At 73.6% G+C, this 7,865-nt stretch carries 9 protein-coding genes; 4 read left to right on the forward strand and 5 right to left on the reverse strand.

What is annotated here, in order from left to right:
• Nucleotides 1–71 precede the first annotated feature (71 nt).
• Together AB0J52_RS19260 and AB0J52_RS19265 are read right to left on the reverse strand one after the other, a co-directional pair.
• Entirely contained in the window at nucleotides 72–1,655 is a 1,584-nt protein-coding gene (locus AB0J52_RS19260; protein WP_500182961.1) for an Hsp70 family protein, read from the reverse strand.
• Between the two features lie 104 nt (nucleotides 1,656–1,759).
• Nucleotides 1,760–2,569: a nucleotide exchange factor GrpE gene (locus tag AB0J52_RS19265; RefSeq protein WP_500182962.1), complete on the reverse strand. Its 810-nt coding sequence runs from the start codon at nucleotides 2,567–2,569 to the stop codon at nucleotides 1,760–1,762.
• 407 nt (nucleotides 2,570–2,976) lie between these two features.
• Between AB0J52_RS19265 and AB0J52_RS19270 the strand changes: the two genes are divergently transcribed.
• Genes AB0J52_RS19270 through AB0J52_RS19280 form a run of 3 tightly spaced genes read left to right on the forward strand, consistent with a single transcriptional unit; the run spans nucleotide 2,977 to nucleotide 5,027 of the window.
• Nucleotides 2,977–3,678: a class II aldolase/adducin family protein gene (locus AB0J52_RS19270; RefSeq protein WP_500182969.1), complete on the forward strand. Its 702-nt coding sequence runs from the start codon at nucleotides 2,977–2,979 to the stop codon at nucleotides 3,676–3,678.
• A gap of 56 nt (nucleotides 3,679–3,734) precedes the next feature.
• On the forward strand, nucleotides 3,735–4,544 hold the full coding sequence (locus AB0J52_RS19275; RefSeq protein ID WP_500182963.1) for an enoyl-CoA hydratase: 810 nt from the start codon (nucleotides 3,735–3,737) through the stop codon (nucleotides 4,542–4,544).
• 48 nt (nucleotides 4,545–4,592) lie between these two features.
• The gene (locus AB0J52_RS19280; protein ID WP_500182964.1) at nucleotides 4,593–5,027 is read left to right on the forward strand and encodes a TIGR03668 family PPOX class F420-dependent oxidoreductase; all 435 of its coding nucleotides are present in this window, start codon (nucleotides 4,593–4,595) and stop codon (nucleotides 5,025–5,027) included.
• Here the strand turns inward: AB0J52_RS19280 and AB0J52_RS19285 are convergent.
• The 3 genes from AB0J52_RS19285 to AB0J52_RS19295 are packed head-to-tail and all read right to left on the reverse strand — an operon-like array spanning nucleotide 5,024 to nucleotide 7,336.
• Nucleotides 5,024–5,515 (reverse strand): hypothetical protein, encoded by a 492-nt coding sequence (locus tag AB0J52_RS19285; RefSeq protein ID WP_500182965.1) that lies wholly within the window; start codon nucleotides 5,513–5,515, stop codon nucleotides 5,024–5,026. The two genes, AB0J52_RS19280 and AB0J52_RS19285, sit on opposite strands and share 4 nt — an antisense overlap.
• 10 nt (nucleotides 5,516–5,525) lie before the next feature.
• A complete protein-coding gene (locus tag AB0J52_RS19290; RefSeq protein ID WP_500182966.1) occupies nucleotides 5,526–6,533 on the reverse strand; it encodes an ADP-ribosylglycohydrolase family protein in 1,008 nt (335 codons plus the stop codon).
• Nucleotides 6,530–7,336: a helix-turn-helix transcriptional regulator gene (locus tag AB0J52_RS19295; protein WP_500182967.1), complete on the reverse strand. Its 807-nt coding sequence runs from the start codon at nucleotides 7,334–7,336 to the stop codon at nucleotides 6,530–6,532. Before AB0J52_RS19295 ends, AB0J52_RS19290 begins: the two co-directional genes overlap by 4 nt.
• 99 nt (nucleotides 7,337–7,435) lie before the next feature.
• Between AB0J52_RS19295 and AB0J52_RS19300 the strand changes: the two genes are divergently transcribed.
• Nucleotides 7,436–7,849 carry a DUF2000 family protein gene (locus tag AB0J52_RS19300; RefSeq protein WP_500182968.1) on the forward strand — a complete coding sequence of 138 codons (414 nt, stop codon included), beginning with the start codon at nucleotides 7,436–7,438 and terminating at the stop codon, nucleotides 7,847–7,849.
• Nucleotides 7,850–7,865 lie beyond the last annotated feature (16 nt).

Consider the following 7,865-nt stretch of genomic DNA (forward strand, 5'->3'; position numbering starts at 1 on the left):
CCAGCACCTCGCGCTGGTAGGCCGCGTCGAAGCCCTGCCCGGACGGCCGGCCACCCGTCGTCATCGCGCGCTCAGCTCACCTTCACCCGGGACAGGGCGGTGCGCGACCGCTCGACCTCCTCCTCGGACATCCCGCCGACGTCCACCTTCAGCTCCAGCCGCTCGCCGGTCTCCTTCTCCACGGCGGCGACGTTGAGCAGCCCGGACGCGTCCAGCTCGAAGGTCACCCCGATCGGCCAGCCGGCCTGCTTGCCCGCCGGGATCCGGATCTGCCCGGTCGCGATCTCGGTGTTGTCGACCAGCTCGGCCGACTCGACCGACCCGGCCTGCTCCATCACCCGCACGTCGGCGGAGGTCTGCTCGTCGTGCACGGTGTAGAAGTCCTCGGTGTGCGCGGCGGGCAGCTCGTCGTTGGCGTGCACCAGGTGCGCGACGTGCTCGGCACCGCTGTCGCGGTCGACGACGACGATGCCGAACGCGTGCGAGGCGACCGTGCGGATCCGGCGGCCCGCGATCTGCGCCTTCTGGTCGGCCGACAGCCCGGCGCGCCCGGCCATCTCCTCGGCCTGCTCCTCCTGCCCGGCCGCCAGCAGCCGCCGGTAGGTCTCCTCGAACGCGTACAGCGCCGCGCCCTTGGCGACCGCGAGGTCGGGGTCCTGCAGCCGGGGGTTCAGGCCGAGCTCGGTGGACAGCCGCGCCGCGACCACGGGCATCTTGGTGGAGCCGCCGACCAGCACCAGGTCGTCGAAGTCGGTCACGCCCTTCTCCCGGGCGGTCTCCAGCGTCCGGCCGGTGATCTCGATGGTGCGGTCCAGCAGGTCGCGGGTCAGCTCCTCGAGCTTCTCCCGGCTGATCTCGACCGTCGCGCTGCGCCCGTCGTGCATCACCCGGACGGTGTGCGCGGTGCGGTTGGTGAGCGACTTCTTGGCGTCCTCGGCGTCCCGGCGGAGCTGCTGCTCGGACTGCCGGTCGTCCAGCGGGTCGCCCGCGTCCGGGTGCTTGGCGCGGAACCGCTCGGCCAGGTACTCCACCAGCCGGGCGTCCCAGTCGGCGCCGCCGAGCTCGTGGTCGCCGTCGGTGCAGACCACCTCGATGTGCCCGCCGCGCAGCGTGATGACCGTGGTGTCGAACGTGCCGCCGCCGAGGTCGTACACGAGGATCGTGCGGTCCTGCTCGGGGTTCAGCACGCCGTAGGTGATCGCGGCGGCGATCGGCTCGGACACGATGTCGATGACGTTCAGCCCGGCGATCCGGCCCGCCTTGCGGGTCGCGTCGCGCTCGGCCGCGCCGAAGTAGGCCGGGACGGTCACGACCACGTCGCGGGCGTCCTCGCCGGACTGGGTGCGCGCGTCGGTGACCAGCTTCAGCAGGATGAACGCCGACAGCTCCTCGGGGGTGTACTCGATCCCCTGGATGTCCCGGGCCACCTCGCGGCCCATGTCCCGCTTGACCAGGCTGACGACGTTCTCGGGCTCCAGGACCGCGGTGTCCTTCGCGGTCTGCCCGACGACCACGTTGTCCTCGCTCTCGAAGTACACCACCGAGGGGGTGGTGTCGGTGCCCTCCAGGTTCCGCAGGACCGCGGGGCGTCCCACGTCGTCGATGGAGGCAATGCAGGAGTAGGTGGTTCCCAGGTCGATCCCGTAGACAGCCATATCCTCTTCACCTATCGCTACCGGGGTGCGGCGGGGCACCGGCCACCGGGTCGCCGGGGGCCGGGTCGCGGGGTCGCCGGGCGCGGGCCGCCCGGGTCCGGACGTCAGCGCGCCGACCGTCGGTGACCATCGTCCCGCTCCGTCCGCCGCCGCGCATCGCTCTTGACCGACTTCGCCACCCGGACCCCGGCCTTGCGGACGACCCGCCCGCCGTTCTCGAACCCGTCCGACAGGACGGCGAGGACCGTGCCGGCGCGGTCCGGGTCGTCCGCCTCCACGGCCTCCACGGGGCGGTGCCGGGAGGCGTCGTAGGGCTGGCCCGGCTCGACCTCGAACCGGACGGTCCCGGTCCGGCCGAGGGCGTCGGCGACCTCGTTCGCGCAGTCGCCGAGCAGCTTGGCGGCCTGCTCGGGCTCCGGCGGGGACGCGGCGGCCTGCCGCAGCGTGTCGTGGACCTTGTACAGCGCGGCGCGGACCGGTTCGAGCGTCGCCTCGAGCTCGCCGCGCCGCAGCCGCTGGTTCTCCTCGTGCAGCCGGTCGATGACCGACTCGCGGTGGGCGGCGCGCTCGGCCTCGCGGTCGAGCCGGCCGACCAGCTCGCGCAGCGCGTCGCGCACCTCCGCGGCGACGTCCGGCGCGTCGTCGGCCTTCTCGTCGGCCTTCTCAGCCTCGGTGTCGGGGTCTCCCTCGGCGTCGCCGTCCGGGTCCGCCACGGCTTCGCTGTCCGTTTCCGGTGTTCCGGCGCCGGTGTCGTCCGCTTCGCGACCGCCGCCGCCGGCGGCCTTCGGCGCTGCGTCGTCCGTCGTCTCCTCGGCCTCTTCGGAGGCGGGTGAACCGGACGCGTCCGAGGGTTCGGACGGCGTCCGCTCGTCCCGCGAGCCCGCGCTGACTTCCCGCTTCCGATCGCTCGACACGTTGAGTCACCTTAATGGGGCGAACCTCGCAGGCAAAGGGCGCGCCTGAGCGCGCCCTGAGTTTTACTCCGCGGAGCCCGCGTGTTCGACCGGCGTCCCTCTTGGCGTGCGGCGTTTCCGGCCACCGAAACATGTGTCCACGGCCCTGAGGGTGTCGGGAAGGTCGGTGGGAGCCGTCCCGCGGGCAGTGATTCGGCACATCGCGGAGAGTCATCGAAAGAGAAAGGTGCACGAAAGTCGAAACCGGACGCCACATGCGGGCGTCTACATTCTCGGACACGGTGCCCGGTCGCGGCGGCGCGGTCGCGCCCGGGCGCCGTGTCCACCACGTCGGGCCTCCCTCGGAAGATCGGCGGGGCGTTAGCCTACGGTCCGGAACGTCTCGAATGTGAGGGGTTGACCGGGTGCTGCTGCTTGATGCGGGTCGGACCGGTGTGTGCCGGGCGGGTCGCCGCCTGGTGGAGGAGGGCCTCGTCAGCGGCTCGGCGGGGAACATCAGCGTGCGCGTCCAGGGCGACCGGGTGGTCGTCACTCCGGGCGGCGCGCGGCTCGACCGGCTGGACGAGCGCGACTGCCCGGTCCTCGGGCTGGACGGACGCGTGGCGGAGGGCCTGCGGGAGCCGTCCTCCGAGACGCCGATGCATCTGGCGATCTACTGCGAGACCGACGCGGGCGCGATCGTGCACACGCACTCGGCCGACTGCGTGGCGGTCTCGGCCGTCCTGGACGAGCTGCCGCCGATCCACTACTACACGCTGCTGCTGGGCGGGGTCGTCCGGGTCGCCGGGTACGCGACGTACGGGACGCCCGAGCTGGCCCGCAACGTCGTCGCCGCGCTGGAGGGCGGACGGCGCGCGGCGCTCATGGCGAACCACGGCGCGGTCGCGCTCGGCGCCGACCTGAACGAGGCGGTCGAGAACGCGCTGCTCCTGGAGTGGCTGTGCGGGGTGTACCTGAGGGCGCGGGTGGCGGGGGAGCCGCGCGTGCTGACGGACGCGCAGCTCGCCGAGGCGATGGAGCGGTTCGCGGGCCCGTCCTATGTGCCGCCCCCTCCCGGAAGGCCCTCGGCCGCGGGGTTCACGGGGCCCGAGGACGCCCCGCCCGCCTGATCCCCGGCCTGTGTAACCTAGCGCTTGCTAGGTGACCCGGGAGTGAGGGGATGCCCATGTCGGACTTCGTGCTGGTCGAACGGCCCCGTCCGCACGTCGCGCTGGTCACGCTGAACCGGCCCGAGCGGATGAACGCGATGGCGTTCGACGTGATGGTGCCCTTCCGCGACACCCTCGCCGGGCTGTCCCGCGACAACGACGTGCGCGTGGTCGTGGTCACCGGGGCCGGACGCGGGTTCTGCTCGGGCGCCGACCAGGAGTCGCCCGGCCGCATCCCCGGCATCGACGGCCTCACCGTCTCCTCGATCGCGCTGCGCTCGATGGAGCTGCTCGACGACGTGATCCGGACGCTGCGCCGCATGCACCAGCCGGTGATCGCGGCGGTGAACGGCCCGGCGATCGGCGGCGGGCTGTGCCTCGCGCTCGCCGCCGACATCCGCCTCGCCGCGTCCGGCGACGCCTACTTCCGCGCCGCCGGGATCAACAACGGGCTCACCGCGAGCGAGCTCGGCCTGTCCTACCTGCTGCCGCGCGCGATCGGGTCGTCCCGCGCGTTCGAGATCATGCTCTCCGGGCGGGACGTGGACGCCGCCGAGGCCGAGCGCGTCGGCCTGGTCTCGCGCGCCGTCGAACCGGACGAGCTCCTGGACGCCTGCTACGAGCTCGCCGAGCGCATCATCGGGTTCAGCCGTCCCGGAGTGGAGCTGACCAAGCGGATGCTGTGGGCGGGGCTGGAGGCCGGGAGCCTGGACGCCCATATGGACCACGAGGGCCTCGGCCAGTTGTTCGTCCGGCTCACCACCCGCAACTTCGAGGAGGCCACGGCGGCGCGCAAGCAGGGCCGTCCGCCGAAGTTCGCCGACTGATCCCCGGCCGTGCGGCGCGCGCTGGGGGCGCTGTGATCTGATGGACGGGTGCCGAGCCTCAGCAGCGCGGACGCCCTCGCCCGCCTGGCCGCCGCGCCCGTCGCCCACCTCGCCACCGTCTCGGCGGCGGGAGGGGCGGCCGTCCGTCCGCACATCGTGCCGATCACGTTCGCGGTGTCCGGCGGGAGCGTCCTGACGGCCGTCGACCACAAGCCCAAGTCCACCCGTGACCTGCGGCGTCTGGAGAACCTGCGGGCGAACCCGCGCGCGTCCGTCCTCGCCGACCACTACGACGACGACTGGGACCGGCTGTGGTGGGTCCGGGTGGACGGCCGCGCCCGCGTCATCACCGACCCGGACGCCATGGCCGCCCCGCTGGACCTGCTCGCCGCCCGCTACCCGCGCTACCGCGACCGCCGCCCGGACGGCCCGGTGATCGAGATCGTCATCGAGCGCCTCACCGGCTGGTGCGCCTCGGCCTAACCGAGACGGCGGCAGCGGCCCCACAGGACGGTCGAGCCGACCGCGCCGAGCACTCCGAAGACGCCGAGCAGGAACGCCCCCATCGAGTTCGCGACCGTCGAGCCCCACTCGGCCTTACCGCCCTCGGCCTGCACGAACCGGCCGACATCGCGCACCCGAACCTGCCGTCCGGCCCGGACGGACGACTCGTGCGCGCCGCGCAGCTCCCGGTCGCGGGCGTCGGGCGCAGCCTGGCCGTCGGCGGTGAAGCTGCCGTACCAGGAGCACCTCCTGTCGCAGCGCCGGTCCTCGGCGGTGAAGACGCCCGGCCGTCCCTTCCCGGCGGCGGCCCGGCTCGTCGCGTTGCCCTGCGTGATCGCACCCTCCAGGCACAGGCCCGCCGCCGCGAACATCACCAGCGTCAGCGCGAGGCTCGTCACCAGCGCGGCCCACGGCCGGCGCGTCTTCACCCGTCCCTCGGCGCCTGTGGACGCGTGACGTCCGCTCATCGGGCGGCGCTCAGTCCCAGGCCACGGCGACGGCGTTCAGCCGGTCGGCGTACTCGATGCGGGACGCCCACTCGGCGGGCCAGGCGTCCATGCCGAGGTGCGCACCGGCGAACGCCCCCGCCAGGCACGCGATCGAGTCGGAGTCGCCGGAGCTGGCCGCGCCCCGCCAGATCGCCGACACCGGGTCCTCGGGGAACAGCAGGAAGCAGTAGAGCCCGGTCGCGAACGCCTCCTCGGCGACCCAGCCCGCGCCGGTCGCCTCGCACGGGTCGGCCCCGCGGTCGGGGGAGCGGAGCGCCGCGTCCAGCCGGTCGAGGACGGCCAGGCAGTCGTCCCAGCCGCGCGCGATGAACGCCTCGGCGGAGGGGTCCTGGGACAGGGTCCACATCGAGCCGAGCCACGCCTCCCGGTACACCGTGCGCTGCTCGGTCGCGCGCCGCCGGAGCGCGGCGGGCAGGTCGGCGGGGTCCATGCCGTCGGCGAGCCAGCGGGTCGCGAACGCCGTCAGCTCGCTCGCGGCGAGCGCGGTCGGGTGGCCGTGCGTGAGCGCGGACTGGAGCTGCGCCGCACCGGCCCGCTGGTCGTCGCTGAGGCCCGGCGCGAGGCCGACCGGCGTGACGCGCATGTTCGCGCCGCAGCCTTTGGAGCCCATCAGCGTCGCGCGCTCCCACGGGAGGCCGCGGTCGAGCCCCTCGCACGCGCGCAGGCAGGTGTTGCCGGGCGCGCGGTTGTTCTCCGGGTCGTGCAGCCAGTCGACGAACCGCCGCCGCCACATCGGCGTGACCAGCGCCGCGGTGAACGGCGGGTTCCGCAGCGCGTCGACCAGCCCCTCCGCCACGGCGAGCGCCATCTGCGTGTCGTCGGTGACCAGCGCGGGCGTCCGCTCGAAGTCGCGCGGGCCGTCGAACCCGTACCGCTGGTGGATCCGCTTCATGTCGAGGAACTCGGTGGGAGCGCCCATCGCGTCCCCGTACGCCAACCCGAACAGACTTCCGCTCGCACGTCTCACAGGTGTCATTGTGCCCCGGCCGCGTACTTGCTGGGAGTTAGGCCGTAATAGCGGACGAACCAGCGGTGCAGGTGGCTCTGGTCGGCGAAGCCCGTGCGCGCCGCGACCTCGGCCGGAGGAGTCCCCGCGCGCAGGAGCCCGCGCGCCTCGCGGAGCCGCAGCTGCCGCTGGTAGTCGCTGGGAGCCATCCCGTAGGCGCGGCGGAACGCCCGGTAGAGCGCGAACCGGCTGGTTCCGGCGGCCTGGGCCAGCTCGTCGGCCGTGACATCCGCCAGGGGGTCGTCATGCAGGACGGCTCGTGCGCGCGCGACCACGCCGTCCAGCTGACGGCCCGGTCCGGGGAGGTGCGCGGCGCGCCGGGCGAGGGCCGCGACGGCGCGCGTGGTCAGCTCGTTCTGGCGCAGCGCGGACGCGCCGCCGAGCAGTCCCGCGTGCAGGTCGCGCAGGCTCGCCGCCAGGACGGGATCGTCCACCACCGGCGAGGCGAACAGCGGCGCGCCGCCACGGATCCGCGCGTCCGCCAGCACGTCCCCGACCAGTTCGGGGCCCAGGTGGATGATCCGGTAGGTGAACCCGAGCGCGTCCACGGCCTGCCCGTCGTGCGGATCGTCGGGGTTGAACGCCATGACCATCCCGGGCGCGCTCGTGTGCGCACCGCCCCGGCAGCGGAACGCCTGCGTCCCGGCCTCGGTCACGCCGAACGAGTACGACTCGTGGCTGTGCCGGTGGTAGACGTGCCGTTCGAAGTGCGCGTACATGGCCTCGACCGGACGGTCCGGCGCGCGCCAGTAGCGGGTCCACTCGCCTCGCATCCGCCCATCGCCGTGCATCCGTCCACCGCCGTGCATCCGTCCATCGTCGCGCACGAGCGTTCAAGACGGCGCGGCGCGGGTCCGGGCAGGCTGCGCGGCATGCGTTTCGACACCAAGATCGGGATCGTGGTCCGCGACGACCTGGCCGCCTGGCAGCGGCTGAACGTGACCGCGTTCCTGTCCAGCGCGGTCGCCGGGGGAGACCCCGCGCTCATCGGCGAGCCCTACGAGGACGCGTCCGGCAACCGCTACCTCCCGATGTTCGTCCAGCCCGTGCTCGTCTACGCGGCGTCCGCCGAGCAACTCGCGTCCGTCCACACGCGCGCGCTCGCGCGGGACGACATCCGCGAGGCCGTCTACATCGAGGACATGTTCAAGACCGGCAACGACGCCGACAACCGCGCGACCGTCCTCGCCCGGGCCGCGGACGACCTGCCGCTCGTCGGCCTCGCCCTGCACGGCCCGCGCAACCCCGTCGACAAGATCCTCAAGGGGCTGCCGCTGTACCCGTGATGCCGACCAGGCCCGC

It is taken from the genome of Spirillospora sp. NPDC049652 (genome assembly GCF_040675125.1).
Taxonomy (GTDB): Bacteria; Actinomycetota; Actinomycetes; order Streptosporangiales; family Streptosporangiaceae; genus Spirillospora.